General features: G+C 70.2%; 18 protein-coding genes, 1 other RNA gene, 1 pseudogene and 1 riboswitch. Of the genes and pseudogenes, 14 read left to right on the forward strand and 6 right to left on the reverse strand.

What is annotated here, in order from left to right:
- Window positions 1-55: 55 nt before the first annotated feature.
- Window positions 56-1,660, forward strand: coding sequence for a tryptophan halogenase family protein (locus AB5T46_RS00955; protein ID WP_370561930.1), 1,605 nt, complete (start codon window positions 56-58; stop codon window positions 1,658-1,660).
- A 16-nt stretch (window positions 1,661-1,676) separates the two neighbouring features.
- The gene (locus tag AB5T46_RS00960) at window positions 1,677-2,375 is read left to right on the forward strand and encodes a DUF6445 family protein (protein ID WP_370561931.1); all 699 of its coding nucleotides are present in this window, start codon (window positions 1,677-1,679) and stop codon (window positions 2,373-2,375) included.
- A gap of 3 nt (window positions 2,376-2,378) precedes the next feature.
- On the opposite strand, the gene pyrF is transcribed toward AB5T46_RS00960, so the two are convergent.
- Both pyrF and ettA read right to left on the reverse strand, forming a co-directional pair.
- Window positions 2,379-3,206 (reverse strand): orotidine-5'-phosphate decarboxylase, encoded by an 828-nt coding sequence (pyrF, locus tag AB5T46_RS00965; protein ID WP_370561932.1) that lies wholly within the window; start codon window positions 3,204-3,206, stop codon window positions 2,379-2,381.
- A gap of 127 nt (window positions 3,207-3,333) precedes the next feature.
- Window positions 3,334-4,998, reverse strand: a complete 1,665-nt coding sequence (ettA, locus tag AB5T46_RS00970; protein ID WP_370561933.1) for an energy-dependent translational throttle protein EttA — start codon at window positions 4,996-4,998, stop codon at window positions 3,334-3,336.
- Window positions 4,999-5,835: 837 nt separating this feature from the next.
- Between ettA and glyA the strand changes: the two genes are divergently transcribed.
- From glyA to thiL, 9 genes are all read left to right on the forward strand, one after another.
- Window positions 5,836-7,104 (forward strand): serine hydroxymethyltransferase, encoded by a 1,269-nt coding sequence (gene glyA, locus AB5T46_RS00975; protein WP_370561934.1) that lies wholly within the window; start codon window positions 5,836-5,838, stop codon window positions 7,102-7,104.
- A 130-nt stretch (window positions 7,105-7,234) separates the two neighbouring features.
- Window positions 7,235-7,768 (forward strand): transcriptional regulator NrdR, encoded by a 534-nt coding sequence (gene nrdR, locus AB5T46_RS00980; protein ID WP_370561935.1) that lies wholly within the window; start codon window positions 7,235-7,237, stop codon window positions 7,766-7,768.
- A gap of 168 nt (window positions 7,769-7,936) precedes the next feature.
- On the forward strand, window positions 7,937-9,025 hold the full coding sequence (gene ribD, locus AB5T46_RS00985; protein ID WP_370561937.1) for a bifunctional diaminohydroxyphosphoribosylaminopyrimidine deaminase/5-amino-6-(5-phosphoribosylamino)uracil reductase RibD: 1,089 nt from the start codon (window positions 7,937-7,939) through the stop codon (window positions 9,023-9,025).
- Between the two features lie 99 nt (window positions 9,026-9,124).
- Complete coding sequence (locus AB5T46_RS00990; RefSeq protein ID WP_370561938.1) at window positions 9,125-9,883, forward strand: class I SAM-dependent methyltransferase; 759 nt, start codon at window positions 9,125-9,127, stop codon at window positions 9,881-9,883.
- A 404-nt stretch (window positions 9,884-10,287) separates the two neighbouring features.
- A riboswitch (FMN riboswitch) is annotated at window positions 10,288-10,504 on the forward strand.
- Between the two features lie 137 nt (window positions 10,505-10,641).
- Window positions 10,642-11,274, forward strand: a complete 633-nt coding sequence (locus AB5T46_RS00995) for a riboflavin synthase (protein WP_370561939.1) — start codon at window positions 10,642-10,644, stop codon at window positions 11,272-11,274.
- A 314-nt stretch (window positions 11,275-11,588) separates the two neighbouring features.
- Window positions 11,589-12,644: a 3,4-dihydroxy-2-butanone-4-phosphate synthase gene (ribB, locus tag AB5T46_RS01000; RefSeq protein WP_370562425.1), complete on the forward strand. Its 1,056-nt coding sequence runs from the start codon at window positions 11,589-11,591 to the stop codon at window positions 12,642-12,644.
- A 145-nt stretch (window positions 12,645-12,789) separates the two neighbouring features.
- Window positions 12,790-13,257: a 6,7-dimethyl-8-ribityllumazine synthase gene (gene ribH / locus AB5T46_RS01005; RefSeq protein ID WP_370561940.1), complete on the forward strand. Its 468-nt coding sequence runs from the start codon at window positions 12,790-12,792 to the stop codon at window positions 13,255-13,257.
- A gap of 61 nt (window positions 13,258-13,318) precedes the next feature.
- The gene (gene nusB / locus AB5T46_RS01010) at window positions 13,319-13,816 is read left to right on the forward strand and encodes a transcription antitermination factor NusB (RefSeq protein WP_370561941.1); all 498 of its coding nucleotides are present in this window, start codon (window positions 13,319-13,321) and stop codon (window positions 13,814-13,816) included.
- Between the two features lie 198 nt (window positions 13,817-14,014).
- Window positions 14,015-15,004 carry a thiamine-phosphate kinase gene (gene thiL, locus AB5T46_RS01015; protein ID WP_370561943.1) on the forward strand — a complete coding sequence of 330 codons (990 nt, stop codon included), beginning with the start codon at window positions 14,015-14,017 and terminating at the stop codon, window positions 15,002-15,004.
- Window positions 15,005-15,022: 18 nt separating this feature from the next.
- Here the strand turns inward: thiL and AB5T46_RS01020 are convergent, their stop codons facing one another.
- The 4 genes and pseudogenes from AB5T46_RS01020 to AB5T46_RS01035 form a co-directional block, all read right to left on the reverse strand.
- Window positions 15,023-16,210 carry a MalY/PatB family protein gene (locus tag AB5T46_RS01020; RefSeq protein WP_370561944.1) on the reverse strand — a complete coding sequence of 396 codons (1,188 nt, stop codon included), beginning with the start codon at window positions 16,208-16,210 and terminating at the stop codon, window positions 15,023-15,025.
- 271 nt (window positions 16,211-16,481) lie between these two features.
- Complete coding sequence (locus AB5T46_RS01025; RefSeq protein WP_370561945.1) at window positions 16,482-17,864, reverse strand: FAD-binding oxidoreductase; 1,383 nt, start codon at window positions 17,862-17,864, stop codon at window positions 16,482-16,484.
- 89 nt (window positions 17,865-17,953) lie between these two features.
- Window positions 17,954-18,340, reverse strand: coding sequence for a YraN family protein (locus AB5T46_RS01030; protein ID WP_370561947.1), 387 nt, complete (start codon window positions 18,338-18,340; stop codon window positions 17,954-17,956).
- Window positions 18,337-19,281, reverse strand: a pseudogene (locus tag AB5T46_RS01035) (penicillin-binding protein activator); the annotation flags it as partial. The gene AB5T46_RS01030 and the pseudogene AB5T46_RS01035, both read right to left, overlap by 4 nt.
- 683 nt (window positions 19,282-19,964) lie before the next feature.
- On the opposite strand from AB5T46_RS01035, the gene rsmI reads away from it, so the two are divergent.
- The 3 genes from rsmI (at window position 19,965) to mraZ (ending at window position 22,599) form a co-directional block, all read left to right on the forward strand.
- On the forward strand, window positions 19,965-20,807 hold the full coding sequence (rsmI, locus tag AB5T46_RS01040; protein ID WP_370561949.1) for a 16S rRNA (cytidine(1402)-2'-O)-methyltransferase: 843 nt from the start codon (window positions 19,965-19,967) through the stop codon (window positions 20,805-20,807).
- Between the two features lie 217 nt (window positions 20,808-21,024).
- Window positions 21,025-21,389: RNase P RNA component class A (gene rnpB, locus AB5T46_RS01045), an RNA gene on the forward strand.
- A 763-nt stretch (window positions 21,390-22,152) separates the two neighbouring features.
- Window positions 22,153-22,599, forward strand: a complete 447-nt coding sequence (gene mraZ / locus AB5T46_RS01050; RefSeq protein WP_370561950.1) for a division/cell wall cluster transcriptional repressor MraZ — start codon at window positions 22,153-22,155, stop codon at window positions 22,597-22,599.
- Window positions 22,600-22,617: the final 18 nt, after the last annotated feature.

The following is a 22,617-nucleotide window of genomic DNA, read 5'->3' on the forward strand; positions in this document are numbered from 1 at the left end:
ACGGGACGAAGGGTGCGACGCTCGCGCCACAACCATTCGAACGGGGAGTACGGATTTGGACAGCGTCGAGAAGGGCAGGATCCGTAAGGTCGTCATCGCCGGCGGCGGCACCGCGGGCTGGGTGGCCGCCTGTGCGCTCACCCACCAGTTCCGCGACCTGCTCGACATCACCCTGATCGAATCCGAACAGATCGGCACGGTCGGCGTGGGCGAGTCGACGATCCCGACGATACGCACCTTCCACCGCCTGCTGCAGATCGACGAGCGCGAGTTCCTCAGTTCGGTCGCCGGCAGCTTCAAGCTGTCCATCTCCTTCGAGAACTGGAAGCGTCCGGGCGACCGTTACTTCCATCCGTTCGGCACGACCGGGATGAACACTTGGTCGTGCGACTTCCACCAGTTCTGGCTGGACAGCCTGCGTCGCGGCATGAAGTCCGAACTGGGCGATTTCTGCCTGGAGACGGTCGCCTCGCGGGCCGACCGCTTCGCCCTGTTCGACCAGGCCGGTGCCGGCGCCCAGCAATGGTCCATGCGCTGGGTCAAGCCGGCCGCGCTGGAGCGCGCCGACGTCAGCTACGCCTACCATTTCGACGCGGTGTTGTACGCCGCGTTCCTGCGCCGCAAGTGCGAGGGCCGCGGCCTGACCCGCGTGGAGGGCAAGATCCGCGAGGTGCGCCAGGACTCGGGCAGCGGCTACGTTCAGGCGCTGGTACTGGAGGACGGGCAGGTGGTCGAGGGCGACCTGTTCATCGACTGCACCGGTTTCCGCGGCCTGCTGATCGAACAGACACTCAAGACCGGCTACGAGGACTGGAACAACTGGTTGCCGTGCGACCGCGCGGTGGCCATGCAGATCGAATCGGTCGAGCCGCCGGTGCCCTACACCCGCGCGATTGCCCACGAGGCGGGCTGGCGCTGGCACATCGCCCTGCAGCACCGGGTCGGCTGCGGCTGGGTGTTTTCCAGCGCGCACATGTCCGACGACGAGGCCGCGGCGAAGCTGGCGGCCGCCAACGACAATGTGCCGGTGGTGCGCGAGCCGTGGATCGTGCCGTTCCGCACCGGCCGCCGGCTCAAGGTCTGGAACAAGAACGTGGTCTCGTTGGGCCTGGCCAGCAGCTTCATCGAGCCGCTGGAGTCGACCAGCATTCACCTGACTCTCAGCGCGGTGACCCGGCTGGTGCAGATGTTCCCGCACGCCGGCATCGACGAATCGATGGTGGACCGCTACAACGACGTCAGCCGCGCGGAACTGGAGCACGTGCGCGACTTCGTCATCATGCATTACCACCTCAACCAGCGCGACGAGCCGCTGTGGCGCGAATGCCGCGAGATGCGCCTGCCCGACGAGTTGGCGCGGCGCATCCAGGTGTTCCGCGACAGCGCCTACGCCTGGCAGGGCGAGGACGAGCTGTTCCGGCTGGATTCGTGGACCCACGTGATGCTGGGGCAGGGCGTGGTGCCGCGCGACCACCATCCGCTGACGCGGGGGCTGGGCGATGCGGACCTGACGCGGCTGTTCGATGCCGTGCGCCAGCCGATCAACCGGGCGGTGGAGGCGATGCCGTCCCACGGGAAGTTCATCGAGCGCTACTGCCCGGCCGATCCGTCGGTATGGAGCCTGCGCCGCGCACCGATGCCGGCGCCGGCCGGCGCCTGAGCGGACCGCGCGCAGCATGATCCTGGAACCGCATCCGGACCTGCGCGTCGAGCGGCGCGCGATCGGAGCCGAGCAGGCCCCGCTGCTGGTCATCGACAATGTCGTCGCCGACCCGCAGCGGCTGGTGCGCAAGGCCGCCGGCCGCCATTACACCGGCCAGCACAGCATGTTCCCCGGCATTCGTGCGCGGGCGTCGCTGTCGTACGAGTATTTCCTGGAAGCGTTGCTGAAACCGCTGCTGGATGACGGCTTCGGGATCAAGACGGGGCGGTTCCGGTTCCCGATGGCGCACTACTCGCTGGTGACCCTGCCGCCGCAACGGCTGGCCTTCCTGCAGCGGATCCCGCACATCGACTCGGTGTCCGGCAACGGGTTGGCGACGGTGCACTACCTGTTCCACGGCGACTGGGGCGGCACCGCCTTCTATCGCCACCGCCGGACCGGGTTCGAATACGTCGATGCGGAGCGTCGCGAGGCGTACTTCCGCTGCCTGGACGGCGAAAGCCGCAGCAGCGACGCCCCTTCCGGCGGCTACATCGACGGCGATACGGCCCTGTTCGAGCAGATCGAGCGGGTGGACGGCGTGTTCAACCGGATGGTGGTCTATCGGCGCAATTCGCTGCATTCGGGCAACATCGACGACGGCCGCATACCGCCGGCCGACCCGCTGGCCGGGCGGCTGTCGATCAATACGTTCATCGATGTGATGTCCTGAGCGTCAGCGGTAGCGGTTGATCGTCTCGCGCAGCGCGCTGGCCGCCGCCGCGGCCGCTTCGGCATAGTCGTCGCCGCTGGACGCATACAGCACTGCGCGCGAGCTGCTGACGATCAGGCCGGTGCCGTCGGCGGTCTTCGCATTGCGCACCACCGCCTCGACATCGCCGCCCTGCGCGCCGACACCCGGTACCAGGAACGGCATGTCGCCGACGATCCCGCGGACCTGCTTCAACTGCTCCGGCCAGGTCGCGCCGACCACGAGGACGCAGTTGCCGTTGCCGTTCCACTCTCTCGCGATCGTTTCGGCGACGTGCTGGTACAGCGGGCGATTGTTGCCGCCGCTATCGGACACGATGAGGTCCTGCAGGTCGCCGGCGCCCGGGTTCGAGGTCCGGCACAGGATCACCACGCCCTTGTCGGCGCGGTCCAGGAACGGCTGCAGCGAGTCGCGGCCGAGATACGGGTTGGCGGTGACCGCGTCGGCGCGGTAACGGTCGAAGGCCTCGACGGCGTAGTGCTGCGCGGTGCTGCCGATGTCGCCGCGCTTGGCGTCGAGGATCACCGGGATGCCAGGATGCGCGGCGTGGATGTGCACGATCAGGCGGGCGAGGGCGTCCTCGGCGCCGAGGGCGGCGAAATGGGCGATCTGGGGCTTGAAGGCGCAGGCGTGTTCGGCGGTGGCGTCGGCGATGTCGCGGCAGAAATCGAACACCGCATCCGGGTCGTTGGCGAACTTCGACGGGAACCGTGACGGTTCCGGGTCGAGGCCGACGCAGACGAGGGAGTCTGCGTCGTGCCAGCGGCGCCGCAGGTTCTGCAGGAACGTCATGGCATTGCGCTCCGAACCGAGAAGTGAGGAGTGAGAAGTGAGAAATGAGAGCAGTGCATTGTGCCGGGAGACATCTGCCATACACGGGGGTTCCCTCTTTTCTCACTCCTCACCACTCGTTTCTGCCTCATTTCAGCGCTTTGAACCGCAGCCGGTGCGGCTTGGCGCCTTCCTCGCCCAGGCGGCGCTTCTTGTCTTCCTCGTATTCGCGGTAGTTGCCCTGGAAGAACTCGACGTGGCTGTCGCCCTCGAAGGCGAGGATGTGGGTGGCGATGCGGTCCAGGAACCAGCGGTCATGGCTGATCACGAACACGTTGCCCGGGAATTCCAGCAGCGCGTCTTCCAGCGCGCGCAGGGTCTCGATGTCGAGGTCGTTGGACGGCTCGTCCAGCAACAGCACGTTGCCGCCCTGCAGCAGGGTCTTGGCCAGGTGCAGGCGGCCGCGTTCGCCGCCCGACAGGTTGCCGACCAGCTTCTGCTGGTCCTGGCCCTTGAAGTTGAAGCGGCCGATGTAGGCGCGCGACTGGATCTCGATGCCGTTGATGTTGAGGATGTCGGCGCCGCCGCTGACTTCCTGGAAGACGTTGTGGTTGCCGGCCAGGGCTTCGCGGCTCTGGTCGACATAGGCCAGCTTGACGGTCGGCCCGGTGGCGATCTCGCCCTTGTCCGGCTGTTCCTGGCCGATGATCATCCGAAACAGGGTCGACTTGCCGGCGCCGTTGGGGCCGATGATGCCGACGATTGCGCCCGGCGGCACGATGAAGCTGAGATCGTCGATCAGCAGGCGGTCGCCGAACGACTTGGTCACGCCCTTGAACTCCATCACCGAGTTGCCCAGGCGCTCGCCCGGCGGGATGAAGATCTCGTTGGTCTCGTTGCGGCGCTGGTAGTCGACCGACTGCAGCTCCTCGATCCGCGCCAGGCGCGCCTTGCCCTTGGAGCGGCCGCCCTTGGCGTTGCTGCGCGCCCACTCCAGCTCGCGGGCGATCGCCTTCTGCCGCGCCTTCTCCTGCGACTCCTCGCGCTTGAGGCGGTCTTCCTTCTGCACCAGCCAGTCGCTGTAGTTGCCCTTCCACGGGATGCCGCGGCCGCGGTCGAGCTCGAGGATCCACTCGGCGGCGTTGTCGAGGAAGTAGCGGTCATGGGTGACGGCCACGACGGTGCCGGAGTAGCGGGCCAGGAATTCCTCCAGCCATTCCACCGACTCGGCGTCGAGGTGGTTGGTGGGCTCGTCGAGCAGCAGCATGTCGGGCTTGGACAGCAGCAGCCGGCACAGCGCCACGCGGCGTTTCTCGCCGCCGGACAGCGGGCCGATCTTCGCGTCCCAGGGCGGGATGCGCAGCGCGTCCGCGGCGACTTCCAGCTGCTGTTCCAGCAGATGCGCATCGCCGGAGGCGAGGATGGCTTCCAGCCGCTGTTGCTGCGCGGCGAGCTTGTCGAAGTCGGCGCCTTCCTCGGCATAGGCGGCATAGACCTTGTCCAGCTCGGCCTGCGCCTGCAGGATCTCGCCGACGCCTTCCTCCACCGCTTCGCGCACGGTCTTCTCCGGGTCCAGCTCCGGCTCCTGCGCCAGGTAGCCGACCTTGATGCCGGGCTGCGGGCGCGCTTCGCCGGAGTAATCGGTGTCGACGCCGGCCATGATCCTGAGCACCGTGGACTTGCCGGCGCCGTTCAGGCCCAGCAGGCCGATCTTGGCGCCGGGGAAGAACGACAGCGAGATGTCCTTGATGATCTGGCGCTTCGGCGGCACGGTCTTGCTGACGCCGTTCATGGTGTAGATGTATTGCGACATGGAGGCTCCGGTGCAACGAAGCCCGCCGCGCGGCATCGGCACGCGGGGCGGGTGGGGTACGGGGATACCGGCAATTATACCGGGCCCGCCGCGGCCGGGCTGCCCCGCGCGCGCGGTTGCTGCGGTCCGCTGGCTGGGGATTCAGCCTCCGAAGGCAGTATCTGAAGCAAAAGCCGGCACCGCAGGGGGCGGGCCGCGGGATCCGCGCCAAGTCGCTCCCCGATACTCGCTTGGTTGGCGCGAATCCCGCGGCCCGCTCCGACCATCGTCGCGGTCGGCAGGAAGAGCGGCAGTCGGCTGCGATGGAGTGGCGGCACGATTCCGGTGCGCAGGGCCGATGTTGCGAGGGCGGGCCGCGGGATCCATGCCAAGTCGCTCCCCGATACTCGCTTGGTTGGCACGAATCCCGCGGCCCGCTCCGACCCTCGTCGCGGCTGGCGGGAAGAGCGGCAGTCGGCTGCGGCGGAGTCGCGGCACGGTACCGATGCGCAGGGCCGATGTTGCGAGGGCGGGCCGCGGGATCCATGCCAAGTCGCTCCCCGATACTCGCTTGGTTGGCACGAATCCCGCGGCCCGCTCCGGACTGTGCCGCGATCTGGCGGGAAAGCAGGCTGGGCACGCTCGCCGGCGCTACTGTTGCTGTTGCAGCCAGCAGCGGTGAACTTTCGACCATCGGGCGGGGTGGCCCCGCAACCAAGCGAGTATCGGGGAGCGACTTGCGGGGCCACCCCGCCCGATGGCCCGCGGCGACCGGTCACAGGCTCCGACCGCACTGTCGCCCCCGCCCGCAGCGTGACGGGCGGTACAATCGCTGCTCGCCGAACCCCTGGAGCCGGAATGTTCCCGCGTGATGCCCGCATAGAAGGTTACGACCCCGAACTGGCCACGGCGATCGCCGACGAGCGCCGTCGCCAGGAGGATCACGTCGAGCTGATCGCCTCGGAGAACTATGCCAGCCCGCGCGTGCTCGAGGCCCAGGGCAGCGTGCTGACCAACAAGTACGCCGAAGGCTACCCGCGCAAGCGCTACTACGGCGGTTGCGAATACGTCGACGTCGCCGAGCAGCTGGCGATCGACCGGGTCAAGCAGCTGTTCGGCGCCGACTATGCGAACGTGCAGCCGCATTCGGGCTCGCAGGCCAACCAGGCCGTGTACCTGGCGCTGCTCCAGCCCGGAGACCGCATCCTCGGCATGTCGCTGGCCCACGGCGGCCACCTGACCCACGGCGCCAAGGTCAATGTCTCGGGCAAGCTGTTCGACGCGGCGCAGTACGGCGTCGACGACGACGGCCTGATCGACTACGACGAAGTCGAGCGCATGGCCGTCGAGCACCGGCCGAAAATGGTCGTCGCGGGATTCTCCGCCTATTCGCAGGTGGTCGACTGGGCGCGGTTCCGCGCCATCGCCGACAAGGTCGGCGCACTCCTGTTCGTCGACATGGCCCACGTCGCCGGCCTGATCGCCGCCGGGGTTTACCCGAGCCCGCTGCCGCATGCGCACGTGGTCACTTCCACCACCCACAAGACCCTGCGCGGCCCGCGCGGCGGCATCGTCGTGGCCAGCCGTGCCGCCATGGGCCCGGCCGCCGAGGAGATCGAGAAGAAGCTGCAGTCGATCGTCTTCCCCGGCATCCAGGGCGGGCCGCTGATGCACGTCATCGCCGCCAAGGCGGTGGCGTTCAAGGAAGCGCTGGAGCCGGAATTCAAGGCCTACCAGCAGCAGGTGGTGAAGAACGCCCAGGCGATGGCGGAAACGATCGTCGCGCGCGGCTACAAGATCGTGTCCGGCGGCACCCGCAATCACCTGATGCTGGTCGACATGATCGGCAAGGGCATCACCGGCAAGGCAGCGGAGGCCGCGCTCGGCAAGGCGCACATCACCGTCAACAAGAACGCCGTGCCGAACGACCCGCAGAAGCCCTTCGTCACCTCCGGCCTGCGCATCGGCACCCCCGCGGTGACCACCCGCGGCTACGGCGAGCGGGACTGCATCGACCTGGCCGGCTGGATGTGCGACGTGCTCGACGCGCCGGAGGACGAGGCCGTGATCGCCGCCGTGCGCGAGAAAGTGACGGCGCAATGCCGGAAGTGTCCGGTCTATGGCTGAAGGCGAGGAACGAGAGATGAGGAACGAGGAACGAGTGAAGGCATCGTTGCGGGTTCCCGCCGGCTCCGGTCCGTCGGCCGGCTCCCGGGTTTCCACTCGTTTCTCGTTCCTCTTCACTCGTTTCTAGACCATGCATTGCCCCTTCTGCCAGCACGTCGACACCCGCGTCATCGACTCGCGCGTTTCCGAGGACGGTGCGACGATCCGTCGCCGGCGCGAGTGCGAGGCCTGCGGCGAGCGCTTCAGCACGCTGGAGACGATCGAGCTCAAGCTGCCGGTGATCATCAAGGGCGACGGGCGCCGCGAATCGTTCGACGCGCGCAAGCTGCGCCTGGGCTTCGATCGCGCGCTGCACAAGCGGCCGGTGTCGGAGGAACAGATCGAGGCGGCGGTGCGTGCGGTGGTGCACCAGCTGCGCATGACCACCGAGCGCGAGATCTCCTCGCGACGGGTGGGCGAGTTCGTCATCGCCGAGCTGCGCAAGCTCGACCACGTCGGCTTCGTGCGCTTCGCCTCGGTGTACCGCTCGTTCGAGGACGTCGCCGACTTCCGCGAGGAACTCGACCGGCTCGAGCGCGACCTGCCCGGCGAAGGCCAGCTGCCGCTGCTGACGGGCGACGTGGTGCCCTTCGAGAAGGGCGGCGGCAAGGGCCGCAAGCGGTGAGCGGAGCGGCGTGCGGTGCGTCTGCGAAACAAAAATCCTTGCCGCGGATCGACGCGGATGAACACGGACAAGGCAAAAACCTGCTGTGAATATCCGTATTCAGCCGCGTCGATCCGCGACTGAAGCATTGCCGTACGGATGCAGCCAGACGAGAACAACAGGAGCCAGATGACCGAATTCACCGCTACCGACCACGCCTTGATGGCCCGCGCGCTGCGGCTGGCCGAGCGCGGCGCGTACACCACCAAGCCCAATCCGATGGTCGGTTGCGTGCTGGCGCATGGCGACGAGGTCGTCGGCGAAGGCTGGCACCAGCGCAAGGGTGGACCGCACGCGGAGGTGTTCGCGCTGGAGGCCGCGGGCGGGCGGGCGCAGGGCGCCACCGCCTACGTCACCCTGGAGCCGTGCGCCCACACCGGTAGCACCGGACCCTGCGCCGACGCGCTGGTCGCGGCCGGCGTGGCGCGGGTGGTCGCGGCGATGCGCGATCCTTTTCCGCAGGTCGACGGCAAGGGTTTCGAACGGCTGCGTGCCGCCGGGATCGACGCCGTCTCGGGGCTGATGGAGGAACCGGCGCGCGCGCTCAACCGCGGTTTCCTGTCGCGGATCGAGCGCGGCCGGCCGTGGCTGCGGGTGAAGCTGGCCATGAGCCTGGACGGCCGCACCGCGTTGGCCAACGGCGATTCGCAATGGATCACCGGCGAGGCCGCGCGCGCCGACGTGCACCGCTGGCGCGCGCGCAGCGGCGCGATCCTGTCCGGCGCCGGTACCATCCTCGCCGACGATCCGCGGTTGACCGTGCGCCTGCCAGATGGCGCGGAGTTCGTGCCGCCGCTGCGCGTGGTGCTGGATCCGGGCCTGGCCACCGTCGCCCGCGGCCGCGTGCGCGAAGGCGATGCGCCGACCCTGTACCTGCACGCGCCCAACGTGAAGCCGCCGCGCGAACTCGACGCGGCGCGTGCGGCGGTCGCCACGCGCGACGGCTATCTCGACCTGGAGGCGGTACTGAAGCTGCTGGCCGAACGCGAGATCAACGAGGTCCATGTCGAGACCGGCGCGACCCTGGCGGGCGCGTTCCTGTCCGCGGGCCTGGTGGACGAACTGCTGCTGTACGTCGCCCCGGTGCTGCTCGGCGATCGTGCGCGGCCGCTGTTCGCGGGCCTGCACATCGAGGAAATGGCGCAACGGTGGCGGTTGCGGGTGATCGAGACGCGTACGGTCGGCGACGACCTGCGGATGCTGCTGCGGCCCGCGTAGAGCCGAGCTTGCTCGGCTGCGGGGGCTCCGGAGCCCAAAGCAGCGGAGCAAGCTCCGCTCTACGGCGGTGGCGGACGGTCTTCGGCATTGGCGGCAGGCATGACGGACAAGACAGCATTCCACGACCATTTCTCCGCGGTCGCCGCGGACTACGCGCAGGCGCGGCCGGAGTATCCCGAGGCGCTGTTCGACTGGATCGCCGGCGCCGCGCCGCGGCGCGGCCGCGCCTGGGAGGCCGGCTGCGGCAGCGGCCAGGCCAGCCGCAGCCTGGCGAGGCGTTTCGCGCAGGTCCATGCCAGCGACCCCAGCGCCGCGCAGATCGCACAGGCGCATGCGCCGGAGAACGTGCATTTCGCGGTCGAGCCCGGCGAGCGCTGCGGCTTGGCGGATGCCTCCGTGGATGCGGTCTGCGTGGCGCAGGCGCTGCACTGGTTCGACCGCCAGGCGTTCTTCGCCGAGTGCATGCGGGTGCTGCGGCCGGGCGGGCTGCTGGTGGCCTGGGGTTACCAGGACATCGAGACCGACCCGGCGATCCGCGCCGCGGTCGATGCCTTTCGCGACGACATCGCCGCCTGCTGGCCGCCCGAGCGCGCGCTGGTCGACAGCGCCTATGCCGGCTTCGAGTGGCCGTTCGCCGCGGTCGAGGCGCCGTCGTTCGCCATGACCGCGGACTGGCCGCTGGCGCGCTTGCTGGGCTACTTCGGCAGTTTTTCGGCGACCAAGCGCTATCGCGAGCGGCGAGGCGAGGATCCGGTGGCCCGCCACGCGCCGGCGATCGCCGCGGCCTGGGGCGATGCGGACCGCCCGCGCCACCTGCGTTGGCCCCTGTTCGTTCACGCCTGCCGCAAAGCCCCGTAGGAGCGCGCCATGCGCGCGATGCCGCGGGCATTTCGCCGCCACGGGACTCCGGCCGCCGGCGTGCCTTCCGGCTGGCGACGGGACCGCCCATGGCCGAGACCGGATACGTCGCCGGCTTCGCGCGCATGGCGCGCTCCTACGGAAATTTGGTTCGCGCGATGTCTGGGTGCGAGGCCGCCATTGATGGAACATTGTGTCCCTGTCGGTGCCGGGTCTTGTCTCGTGACGAAGAGGACTGCCTGGCGCGGCTAGTCATTCACACTGCCCGTGGCGACGGGTTCTTGTTTCACTGCGACGGATAGACCTGCCTGGCGCGGTCTTTTCTCACCGTGACGGATAGATCTGCCTGGCGCGGCGCGTGTAGAATCCACGGTGCCGGTTCGCCGGCGATCCAGAACACAACCAGACGTCTTCAGGGCGGGGTGGAAGTCCCCACCGGCGGTAGGCGTGGCGCTTCTGCGAAGCCGCCGCGCGAGCCCGCGAGCGCTTGCGGCGGTTCCTTCGGGGGCGACGCAGGGTCAGCAGATCCGGTCCGATGCCGGAGCCGACGGTCCGGGAATCGATGCGCGGCGCGGTGCGCCGGACACCGGTTCCCCACAGTCCGGATGAAAGAAGACGACATGCGCGGCCGGCGGCTGCGTGCATGTCCCGCGCCCGGGACGTTTTTCGCTTCCACTGCGGGAAACGTGCATGTCCCAACCGTTCCGTTCCGTCCCGTTCACCGTCCTGCGCGGCCGCGTCGCACGAGAGGCGTGCTGATGTTCACCGGCATCATCGAAGGCGTCGGCCGCCTGATCGCGCGCGCGCCGCGCGGTGGCGATGCGCGCCTGCACGTCGACGCCGGTTCGCTGCCGTTCGACGACGTGCGCACCGGCGAGAGCATCGCGGTCAACGGCGTCTGCCTGACCGTGGTGGCGTTCGATGCCGCCTCGTTCCAGGCCGATGCCTCCAACGAAACCCTGGCCCTGACCACCCTGGGCGGGCTGGCCGACAATGCCGCGCTCAACCTCGAGCGCGCGATGCGGCCCGACGACCGCCTCGGCGGGCATCTGGTCAGCGGCCACGTCGACGGCGTGGGCCGGGTCGAGCGCATCGAACCGGACGCGCGCGCGCAGCGCTGGCGCTTTTCCGCGCCGCCCGGCGTGCTGCGCTACGTGGCGAAGAAGGGTTCGATCTGCGTCGACGGCGTCAGCCTCACCGTCAACGCGGTGGACGATGCCGGGTTCGAGGTCGCGCTGATCCCGCACACCGTCGCCAATACCGCCTTCGCGTCCACGGCGGTCGGCGATGCGGTGAACCTGGAGGTCGACCTGGTGGCCCGCTACGTGGAGCGGTTGATGGGAGCAGGGTTGATGGGAGCAGGGTTGATGGGAGCAGGCGCCGGGCGCTGAGCCGCCGCCCCTGCCATCCGACGATGTCGTTCCGCCGCCGCCGAAAACCGCCGTCGTCCCAGCGCAAGCTGGGATCCATTTTGATCTTGGCCCAGGCCGTACGAGCGCGAAAGCAACCGCAAATGGATGACCAGCCTTCGACTGTCGTGAAGCGCCTCCAGCCCGTGCCGGGATGACGAGCAAAAGCAGCCGGGTTTTCCAGAGCCCTCCGATACCCGAACCAGATTCAAGACCCAACCTCCAACTTTCCGGCCCCTGACCTCATGCCCTTCTCCCCGATCCCCGAACTGCTCGAAGAGATCCGCGCCGGCCGCATGGTCGTCATCGTCGACGACGAGGATCGCGAGAACGAAGGCGACCTGATCATGGCCGCCGAACTGGTGCGGCCGTCGGACATCAACTTCATGGTCACCCACGCGCGCGGCCTGGTCTGCCTGTCGCTCACGCGCGAGCGCTGCACGCAGCTCGGGCTGCCGCCGATGGTGCGCGACAACACCTCCGCCCACGGCACCAACTTCACCGTCAGCATCGAGGCCGCCGAGGGCGTGACCACCGGCATCTCCGCCTACGACCGCGCCCATACCATCCGCACCGCGGTGCGCCCGGACGCGCGGCCGCCGGACCTGTCGCAGCCCGGGCACATCTTCCCGCTGCAGGCGCAGCCCGGCGGCGTGCTCAGCCGCGCGGGCCACACCGAGGCCGCGGCCGACCTGGCGCTGCTGGCGGGGCTGGAGCCGGCCGGGGTGCTGGTGGAGATCCTCAATCCCGACGGCAGCATGGCGCGACGCCCGCAACTGGAGACGTTCGCGCGCGAGCACGGCCTGAAGACCGGCTCGATCGAGGACCTGATCCGCCACCGGCTGGAGACCGAGCACACCATCGAGCGCGTCGATGAACGCGGGATCGACACCGTGCACGGCCGGTTCCGGCTGGTGACCTACCGCGACCGCCTCAGCCAGGGCCTGCATCTGGCGCTGGTGCACGGCACGCCCGATCCCGAGGTTCCGGCGCTGGTGCGGGTGCAGCCGCTGAATCCGCTGGCCGACGCGCTGCACTGGCGTCGCGACGACTTCGGCCCGGCGACCGGCAACGTGCTGGCACGGCTGGTCCGGGAACCGGCGGGCGCATTGGTGCTGCTCGAGGAACGCGCGGATGCCGACGCGCTGCTGGCGCGCATCCGCCAGGCGCCGGGCGACGGCCCCGCCGCGCCCACGCGTGCCGGGGCGCTGGCGGAATGGCGCCGCAACGGCGCCGGCAGCCAGATCCTGGCCGACCTCGGTTTCGGCCGCCTGCGCGTGCTCGGCACCCCGCGCAAGCAGGTCGGGCTGGCCGGCTTCGGACTCGAGGCGGTGGAATACGTCGAGCCGTGATGCCCCGCCAGCCCCGTAGAGCGGAGCTTGCTCCGCTACTCCAGTCTCCGGAGCCCGTGTAGCGGAGCAAGCTCCGCTCTACGGCATTGCGGTGGCAACCGGGCAGGCGCGCTAAACTGATCACCCCTGTTCGAATCCCGTCCGCATGACCCATTACGAAGGCGACCTGCGTGCCGCTGAAGGCACGCGTTTCGCGATCATCGCCAGCCGCTGGAACCCGCGCATCAGCGACACCCTGGTCGCCGGCGCGCGCAAGGCCTTCGCCGACAACGGAGTGGCGGAGGACGCGATCGACGTGGTCCGCGTGCCCGGCGCCTGGGAAATCCCGGCGGCAGCGGCCCGGGTCGCGGCCGCCGGCGGCCACCGCGCGATCGTCGCGCTCGGCTGCGTGGTGCGCGGCGACACCCGCCACTACGAGCAGGTCGCCGACGGCTGTTCCGACGGGCTGATGCGCGTCGCCCTGGATTCCGGCGTCCCGATCGCCAACGGCGTGCTCGCGGTCGACCGCTTCGAGGACGCCGAGCGCCGGGCCGGCGGCAGCCACGGCAACAAGGGCGAGGAGGCCGCGCTGGTGGCGATCGAGATGGCCGAGCTGATGGGGAAACTGCCGTGATGGCACCGGGATGCGGAAAGCGGAGAACGAAGGCCGGCATTCCCGGGGTTGCGCGCGCGCCATGGATGGACGCCGGCCCGGGAGCTGCGGCATGAACCGGCCGCACCGCAAGGGCGGCATCGATCCGGCACTGCGCACCCGTGCGCGCCGACGGGCGCTGCAGGCCGTCTACGCCTGGCAGCTGTCGGGCGGCTCGGCGCAGGACGTCATCGCCCAGTTCGCGCACGAGCAGGCGCACGAAGTGGCGGACCTGGAGTACTTCGAGGACCTGGTGCGAGGCGTCCTGACGCAGCACGCCGCACTCGATGCGTCGCTGCAACCGTTCCTCGATCGCGACATCGGCGAGGTCGACCAGATCGAGCGCGCCATGCTGCGCATCGCCGCCTACGAACTGCAGCACCGCCTCGACGTGCCCTACCGCGTGGTCATCGACGAGGCGCTGAAGACGGTCAAGCGTTTCGGCTCGGAGCACGGCCACACCTATGTCAACAGCGTGCTCGACCGCGCCTGCGCCGAATGGCGCGCCGTCGAAAGGCGAGGAGCGGGAGGCGAGGAGTAAGCAATGAGCGACACGCTCATGGCATTGAGCCACCCTTGACCTTGAAATGCCGCACTCAGCCCCCTTGAGTCAAGGGGGCGGCATCGGCGCGTAGCGCCGATGCGGGGGTTGTGGAAGCATGTCGCAAGCGCGCTTTGCACCGCAAAGCGCGCGTCCTTCCGGAGCCAGGCTCCAACAAGCTCGCCACGTATCGCACTAATGGAATTCGACCTGATCGCCCGCATCCGCGCCCGTGCCGGGCAGCGCGACGACGTCGTGCTCGGCATCGGTGACGACGCCGCGATCCTGCGGGTGCCCGAGGGCAGGCATCTGGTCGTCGCCACCGACGCGCTCAACGCCGGGGTGCATTTCCCCGCCGCGACCGCCGCGGCCGACATCGGCTGGAAGGCGCTGGCGGTGAACCTGTCCGACCTCGCGTCGATGGCCGCACAGCCGGCTTGGTGCATGCTGTCGCTGTCGCTACCGCAAGCCGATGTCGACTGGATCGACGGCTTCCTCGACGGCTTCCTCGCACTCGCCGCGCAGCACGGCATTGCCCTGGTCGGCGGCGACACCACGCGCGGGCCGCTGTCGGTCTGCGTCACCGCGCACGGCCTGGTCGAGCCGGGCCGCGCCCTGCGCCGCGACGGCGCCCGCGTCGGCGATGATGTCTGGGTCACCGGCAGCCTGGGCGATGCCGCGGCCGCGCTGGCGCTGCTGGCCTCGCCGGAATCCGCGGACGGGCATCGAACGGAAGCGGGCGATGCCGCCGCCGGCGCGTCGGCATGGCTGCGCCTGCGTCTCGACCGGCCGCAGCCGCGCCTGGCCGTCGGCGCCGCCCTGGCCGGCGTCGCCCATGCCTGCATCGACGTCTCCGATGGCCTGCTGGCGGACCTCGGCCATGTCTGTGCCGCCAGCGGCGCCGGCGCCGAGGTGCGGGTCGATGCGCTGCCGGCATCGGATGCGCTGTGCGCCCGCTTCGGCCACGAAGCCCGACGCGAGTTGCAGGCGGCTGGCGGCGACGATTACGAGTTGTGTTTCACCGCGCCGCAGGAGATGCGCGATGCGGTGGCGGGCATCGGCCTCGAGGCGGCTGTCGCCGTCACCCGCATCGGACGCATCGTCGCCGGTGACGGGGTGCGCGCCTGCGACGGCGACGGACGGACCTGGCGGCCTGGCCGTGCCGGCTACGCGCACTTCGCGGGTTGAACGCCGGTAACGCCGTGCTCAGGCGGCAATCGCCGCAACCGCTTCGGCCATCCGCGCGAGCGCCCGTTCCAGGACCGGCCGCGGCATCGCGAAGTTGATCCGCACATGGCCGGCGCCGGCCTCGCCGCATTCGCCGCCGTCGGTCAGCGCCACGCCCGCCTTGTGGCGGAAGAACAGGTGCGGCGCCTCGGGCAGCGGCAGCCGGCGGCAGTCCAGCCACGCCAGGTAGGTGCCCTCCGGCTCGACGCAGTCGACCAGCGGCAGCCGCTCGCGCAGCAGCTGCATCATGCGTGCGCGGTTGCCCCGCAGATAGTCCACCACGCCGTCCAGCCACGGACCGCCTTCGCGATAGGCGGCGATGTTGGCGATCACGCCGGGGGTGGCGGTGGCATGTCCGGCCAGCGGCGCCATCCGCCGCCACTGCCGCAGGTCGTCGTCGTTGCTCAGGATCAGCTGCGCGCACTTCAGCCCGGGCAGGTTCCAGCCCTTGGAGGCGGAGGTGGCGGTGATCGCCTGCGCCGCGGCCCGCTCGCCGAGCGCGGCGTAGGGCAGGTGGCGGTGCGGCGCGAACACCAGCGGGGCGTGGATCTCGTCGCAGAACACCCGGCCGTCGTGGCGCGCGACCACCTCGCAGAAGTGGTCCAGCTCCTCGCGCGCGAACACCCGCCCGACCGGGTTGTGCGGGTTGCACAGGATCGCCAGCCGCGCGCCGTCGGCGAAGGCGGCGTCCAGCCCGGCGTAGTCGAAGCGCCAGCCGTCCGGCGTGCGCAGCATCGGCACCTGGATCACGCGGTGGCCGAGCATCCGCAGCAGCGGCAGGAACGGCATGTAGTTCGGCGTCGGCAGCGCCACCGCGGTGCCCGCGGGTAGCAGATGCCGCAGCGCCAGCTCCAGCCCGGTCAGCACGTCCGGAAGCGGCTGCACGCGCCGCGGATCCAACGCCCAGCCGTAGCGCTGTACGTGCCAGTGCGCGCAGGCCTCGGCCAGTTGGTCCAGCAGCGGGAAGGTGAGATAGCCGAACTGCTGGCGGTCCAGCATGGCCCGCAGCGCGGCGTGCACCGGTGGCGCGGTGCCGAAATCCATTTCGGCGACGAACGCGCCGATGCAGTCTGGATAGGTCGTCCACTTCAGGCCGTTGGCCGTGCGCAGCTGCGCCTCGGTCAGGGCGTCGAAATCGGCGGGATCGGAATGCGGGCGATCAGTCATGCCCGCAAAGGTACCAATGCCGGTTGCACGTGTCGCGAACGGCTGCGCCGCGCCAGGCAGCCCCTTCCGCCGCAGTGAAGCATGGGCCGTCGCCACGGGCGGTGTCAGTGAATAGCCCGCACCTCAACCAACGGGTGAGTGTTGGTCCATCGTGAAGGGCTCGGCGATTGATTGGCACCGCCCGTGGCGACGGTGTTTGTCTCGCCGCAACGGAGAAGGCTGCCTGGCGCGGCATCGCGCGCATGGCGCGCTCCTACGACAGACCGCGGCGTCAGGCCGCCGGCAGCACCTTGCCGGGATTGAGGATCCCGTCCGGATCGAGCGCCGCCTTCACCGCGCGCATCGCCGCGAGCGTCGGCGCATCGAACGCCTGCGCCATGAACGCGCGCTTGGCGACACCGATGCCGTGTTCGCCCGAGAGCGTGCCGCCGAGCGACAGCGTCAGCGCGAACAGCCGCGGCAGCGCCGCATGCGCGCGCGCGCGCTGGCCGGCATCGTCCGGGTCGTAGAGGATGTTGGCGTGCAGGTTGCCGTTGCCGGCGTGGCCGAAGGCGATGATCGGGATGTCGAACTCGCGCGACAGCGCCTCGATCCCGGCGACCAGCGCCGGAATCCGCGATACCGGCACCACCACGTCCTCGTTGAGCTTGGCCGGGGCGATCGCGCGCTGTGCGTGCGACAGCGACCGGCGCGCCGCCCACAGGCGCTCGCCCGCGGCCGGGTCCGGGGCCGTGTCGAGCGCGAGCAGGCCGTCGCCGCGCGCGGCGCGCTCCAGCGCCGCGACCGCGAACGGCAGCGTGTCGACATCGCCGTCGGCCTCGATCATCAGCAGCGCGCCGGCCTCGGCGATGTCTGCGCCGCCGACCTCGCGCGCCAGGCGGATGCAGGCCGCGTCCATGAATTCCAGCATCGACGGCGCCACCGGCTGCGCCATGATCCGCGCCACCGCGGCCGCCGCCGCCGCCGCGTCGGCGTAGAGCGCGCGCAGGCTGGCGCGCGCTGCCGGCAGCGGCGCCAGCTTCAGCGTCGCCTCGACGATCAGCGCCAGCGTGCCTTCGCTGCCGACGATCAGGTGGGTGAGGTCGTAGCCGGTGGCGTCCTTGCTGGTGGCGCTGCCGACGCGGACGATCTCGCCGCTGCCGGTCACCGCGGTCAGGCCGAGCACGTTGTCGCGGGTGGCGCCGTATTTCACCGCGTGCGGGCCGCCGGCGTTGCAGGCGAGGTTGCCGCCGACGGTGCAGTCGTCGGCGCTGGCCGGATCCGGCGGCCAGAACAGTCCGTGCGCCGCGAGTGCCCGCTGCAGGGCGCCGTTGATCACGCCGGGTTCGACGATCGCGACGCGATCGTCGGCGCGGATCTCCACGATGCGGTCCATGCGCGCGAACGAGACCGCGATCGCGTCGCCGGCCAGCGCCGCGCCGGTACTGCTGGTAGCGCTGCCCCGGGCGACCAGCGGCACGCGATGACGGCGACAGGCGCGCACCAGCGTGGCCAGCTGTTCGCGGTCGGCGGGCGTGGCGACGCCGAGCGGCAGCGCCACCCGCCGCGAGCCGTCGCCGGCATGCGCGGCGCGCGCATCGTCGTCGGCGCGCCAGCCGTCGCCGAGCAGGGCGGAGAGTTCGCCTTCGAGCACGGCGGGCAGGGTCGAGGCCATCGCGGCATTGTAGGCGTCGGAGCCCCGTAGAGCCGAGCTTGCTCGGCTGCATGGGCTCCGGAGCCGAGAGCAGCGGAGCAAGCTCCGCTCTACGCGTCGTCGGCGCGGAAGGCGTCGCGGATCCAGTTGAGCCGCGGCGCGGCGGGATCGCCGTCGGCCTCGATCACGTCGAAGCGGCATGGCGCGTTCGCAAGCCCACGATGCCCGAGCAGGAACGCTTGCGCCGCGCGCACGATCCGCCGGCGCTTGCCGGCAGTCACCGAAACCGCGCCGCCGCCGAAGGCGGCCGAACGCCGGTAGCGTACTTCGACGAACACCACGATCGCGCCGTCGCGCCCGCTCCCGTCGAGCATGACCAGATCGAGCTCGCCGAAGCGGAAGTTCGCGTTCGCCGCGACCTCGCGCAGGCCGGCGGCCAGCAGATGCGCGCGCGCGGCACGCTCGACGGCGTCGCCGCGTGCGCGGGTCGTGCTCAACCGCCGCTGCCGCCCAGCGGCACCACGTGGCCGCCGCTGAAGGTGGCCCAGGCCGGCGTGCGCAGCACGTTGCCGAAGCCGTCGATCCGCAGGGTGCCGGTGGCGCCGCGCAGTTCGGCGTCGGTGCCGGTGACCAGGCGCTCCATGAACGCGGTCAGCATCCAGGCGTCGTAGCCGAAGGCGAACAGCCGCGCCGCCGGACCGCGCGCGGTCGGCAGCACGCCCGCCACGCTCGAGGCCGTCGGCAGGCCCGCCACCCCGGTCGCGGTCCAGCGCTCGGTTGGGAATACGATGCCGTCGAGCGCGGCATCGTCCTCGTTCCTGCCGCTGCCGTAGAGCTGCGAGGTCCCCACGCGCGGACGCGTGGCGTAGCCGGCGGCCGCCAGCTGCGGCGCGACCGCCCGTGCCTGCGTTCCGCGCAGCGCCAGGAACACGGCCTCGGCGCCGTCGGGCTTGAGCATGGCGTTGCGGAACATCTCGGTCATGTCCGCCGGCGTCTCGCCGGTGACCACGAACATGTCGCTCACCGCGCCGCCGCCGGCTTCCAACTGGCGCCGGAAGGCATCGACGCTGCGACGGGCGTTGTCATCGCCGCCGTTAAGCACCATCACCCTTTGCACGTTGCGGGCGAGCAGGTAGTCGGCCGCGGCGATGCCGTCGTCCTCCGGCGCCAGCGCGAAGCTGAAGCTGCCGGTCGGCGCCTCCTCGCCGACGCGGTTGAGCGCCAGCACCGGCACCCGCAGCAGCGCCGGGTTCGCCAGCACCGCCGCGACCTCGTCGCGTCCCAGCGGCCCGAGCACGTAGTCGGCGCCTTCGCCCACCGCACGTTCGTAGGCGGCGTTGGCGCCGCCGGCGGTTCCGGCGGTGTCGTAGAACACCACTTCCGGACGCTGCCGGCGCTCGCCGTAGTAACCGGCCAGCAGGCCGTCGCGCACCGGCGCCGCAGCGGTGGCCAGGTTGCCGGACAAGGGCAGCAGCACCGCCAGCTTCAGCGGTGGGCGGTAGCCGTCGCGATCGGCGGCGGGGCGGTTGCCGGCATGCACGTTCCACAGCGTGGCGAGGTCGAACGGCCGCGGCAGCGGCAGATTGCGGGCGAGCAGGGCGCGGCCGGCGAAGCTGTACAGCGGATCGCCCTCGGGCAGCGCGGCGGCCGCGCGCGCCAGGGCGTCGTCGTCGACCGCCGCCAGCAGGCGCTCGATCTCGCGCGCGCTGTCGACGCGCGCCTGGCCGCTGAGCGCGACATGGTCGCGGGCCAGCTGCGCCGCGGTCGCCAGTTCGGGGCTGGCCGGCGCGGCCGGCTGGGTCGGGCCGGTGACCCGCACCGAGGCGCAGCCCGCCAGCAGCAGGAACGCTGCCAGCAGCAGGAACATCCGGTTCGGCGATGGGTGCATGGGGTGCCTGTCCGTGGTGAAGAACGGCTACGATTCTAACGCCCTGGGGCCTGTTAACACCTATGGAGCATGCCGCGCCGGCCCGGCCCTCCGGGTTGCTTCCCAATGGCCGCCATGCGGCGCCGCGCCGCTTGACCTTGCAGGCAGCAAGGCGCGGCGCAACACCACCTGACGGCCATTGGGAAGCAACGCGGCATACTCCATAGGTGTTAACAGGCCCAGGCGAATAGACGATGCCCGACCTCGAATCCACCGCAGGGACGCTGCACGTCGTGGCCACCCCGATCGGCAATCTCGGCGACCTGTCGCCGCGCGCGCAGCAGATCCTGCGTGCGGTCGACGCGATCTGCGCCGAGGACACCCGCCACAGCCGCCAGCTGCTGGCCCACTTCGGCATCGAGACGCCGCTGCTGGCCCTGCACGAACACAACGAGGACCGGCAGGCCGGCCGCCTGGTGGCGCGGCTGCAGGCGGGCGACTCGCTGGCGCTGGTCAGCGACGCCGGCACGCCGCTGGTCAGCGATCCCGGCTACCGGCTGGTGCGCGCCGCGCGCGAGGCGGGGATGCGGGTCAGCCCGGTACCGGGGCCCAGCGCGCTGGTCGCGGCGCTGAGCGTGGCGGGGCTGGCGAGCGACCGGTTCGCGTTCGAGGGCTTCCTGCCGGCGAAGGCGGCCGCGCGCCGCGAACGGCTGGCGCGACTCGCGGGCGAAGCCCGCACGCTGATCTTCTACGAATCCGCGCACCGGATCGCCGAATCGCTCGATGCCCTGCGCGAGGCCTTCGGCGGCGAGCGGCCGGCGGTGCTGGCGCGCGAACTGACGAAACTGTTCGAGACCGTGCTCGACGGCAGCCTCGACCGGCTGGCTGAAGCGGTCGCCGCCGACCCGAACCAGCGCCGCGGCGAGTTCGTGATCCTGGTGCAGGGTGCCGGCGACGACACCGATGCGCGCCTGGCCGAAGGCCGGCGCACGTATGCCGCGCTCAGCGCCCACCTGCCGCCGTCCACGGCGGCCAAACTGGCGGCGGAGCTCACCGGCGCCCCGCGTCGCGCGCTCTACGGGGGCGGGGCCGGGTAGAGCGGGGGGCGGGAAACCGGCAACGAGAGGGGGGGCAGGTGCTTCGGGTCGGCGATGGAACGTCGCGCCTGCGGAGGCGGTCCAGGGCGGCGATCGCCTGCCGGCTTCGGCTTCGAAGTCCGGAACAGCCGGGCTCGGCTCGACGCCGTGGATACACGCGGCGTGCCGCGGGTTCGTTCATTCCCGAATCCGGGCTTCCCGTACAATGGATCGCGGCGGAGTCGGCCAGACAGTCGCGTCATCCGCGTCCATTTCGATGGCCGCGGGTGCCGAGGAAAGTCCGGGCTCCACAGGGCACGGTGCCAGGTAACGCCTGGGCGGCGCGAGCCGACGGAAAGTGCAACAGAAAGATACCGCCGATGGCCCGCAAGGGATCAGGTAAGGGTGAAATGGTGCGGTAAGAGCGCACCGCGAGTCCGGCAACGGACCGGTACGGCAAACCCCACCGGGAGCAAGGCCAAATAGGGACCTCATGACGTGGCCCGCGTCGGGTCCGGGTAGGCTGCTCGAGCGTAGCGGTGACGCTGCGCCTAGAGGAATGACTGTCCACGACAGAACCCGGCTTATCGGCCGGCTCCGCCGCTTTTCCTGGGCTATGCCCAGGAAAACCCAAAGTTCGCGCAGCGAACTTCGGGCCCGCTTCCGAAGCTCGAGGATTCCCCGGCGCCGCCCACGATGTCGACGGAGGGCGTCTCCTTCGTAGGAGCGCGCCATGCGCGCGATGCCGCGCCAGGCAGCCCTTTCCGCCGCACCGAAGCAAGGCCCGTCGCCACGGGCGGTGTCAGTGAATAGCCGCACCTCGAGCCAAGTTGAGGGCGTTGATCCATCGTGATGAGCTTGGCTATCGATGTACCGCCGATGGCGATGGGCCTTGTCTCGTCGCAACGGAAAAGGCTGCTTGGCGCGGCGATTCATTGACGGCACCCGTGGCGACGGCCCATTTCTCACTGCGGCGGAAAGGTTTGCCTGGCGCGGCGCGCTCCTACGAGAGCGGCCGGGTGGCAGACGGCAAACCCGATCGTCGTAGTCGCCGGTCTCGGCGGCGGCGGCTGGTCCCCGCCTCCCTTTCACACGGCCTTTACACGAGCCTGAACGGCGTCTCGCGCTGCCGGAGAATGTGCGCTGTCTCAAAATTTGAGACGAAACAGCAGCTTGTGGATAAAGCTTGAACAAGTCTCTGAAGTTGTCCGCAAGTCATTGACCTGATTGGTGAAAATCTGCCGGCAAAGTTGTTGACAACCCATTTGGCGGGTCATAAGGTGGCGAGGCGTGGGATTGCCGGGAAACTGGTGGTATTCCGCGGCATTGAAGCCCGCCGCAGACGGGCATACCGGGCAGGACTGTTGTGTTCCAGGGCGAGACCGCCATCACCATCGATGACAAGGGCCGGCTGGCGATCCCGACGGCCTACCGGGACCTGATCGCGCGCGCGTGCGGCAACCGCCTGGTCATCACCTACAACCCTTTCGAGTCCGGCTGCCTCTTCCTGTATCCGGAAAAGGAGTGGGAACGCGTGCGCGACGCGGTCAATGCCTTGCCCGGCACGCTGTCGGCGCACCGCCGCATGCAGCGCAACCTGGTCGGCTCCGCGGCGCCGGTCGAGCTCGACGGCAGCAGCCGGATCGGCATTCCCGCCAGCCACCGCAGCGCGGTCGGCATCGAGAAGAAGGCCGTGCTGCTGGGCATGGGCGACAAATTCGAGTTGTGGAGCGAGCAGGCGCATCACGCGCAGATCCGGCAGACGATCTCTGACGAGGATCTGAGCGAGCACATGCTCGAGCTGAGGTTGTGAGCGTGGGTGGCGCGGACG

This window comes from Luteimonas salinilitoris (assembly GCF_041300785.1).
GTDB lineage: Bacteria > Pseudomonadota > Gammaproteobacteria > Xanthomonadales > Xanthomonadaceae > Luteimonas > Luteimonas salinilitoris.